This window comes from uncultured Maribacter sp. (genome assembly GCF_947500985.1).
Taxonomy (GTDB): domain Bacteria; phylum Bacteroidota; class Bacteroidia; order Flavobacteriales; family Flavobacteriaceae; genus Maribacter.
Genome location: NZ_CANMTX010000030.1, coordinates 1 through 546, shown reverse-complemented (window position 1 = coordinate 546; position 546 = coordinate 1). Strand labels below are relative to the sequence as shown.

Below are 546 nucleotides of genomic sequence, written 5' to 3'. Positions count from 1 at the left end.
TCCGTCGAAACTGATACCAGTATTGTATTCGTTAGAATCACTTAAATCACCATCGGCAGTATTGTGCGCTGCAATTGCAGTTGCATTTGTCGAGATATCCGTTGCGTTTGCAGCTATTGCGGTATTCTGTGTTGTTTGCTCCGCTTCAAGAGTGTCTATATCCGTTGCGTTTGTAGCGATAGCAGTATTCTGTGTTGTTTGCTCAGCTTCAAGAGTATCGATATCTGTAGCGTTTGTAGCTATTGCAGTATTCTGAGTTGTTTGTTCCGCTTCTAAAGTATCGATATCGGCAGTATTTTGATCAACATCCGCTCTTATTGTAGTGTCGTCATATGCAAGTCCACTAATGTCTATAGTTTGGTCACCACCAAGGTCTGTGACCGTAAGGTCTGTTCCATCAAAACTGATACCTGTATTGTATTCGTTAGAATCACTTAAATCACCATCGGCAGTATTGTGCGCTGCAATTGCAGTTGCGTTGGTCGAGATATCTGTAGCGTTTGCAGCTATTGCGGTATTCTGTGTTGTTTGTTCCGCTTCAAGAGT

The 546-nt window shown here is 42.5% G+C and carries 1 pseudogene; it reads right to left on the bottom strand.

Going from position 1 to position 546, the window contains the following annotated elements:
- A pseudogene (locus tag Q0871_RS18640) lies at nucleotides 1-546 on the bottom strand (hypothetical protein); the annotation flags it as partial.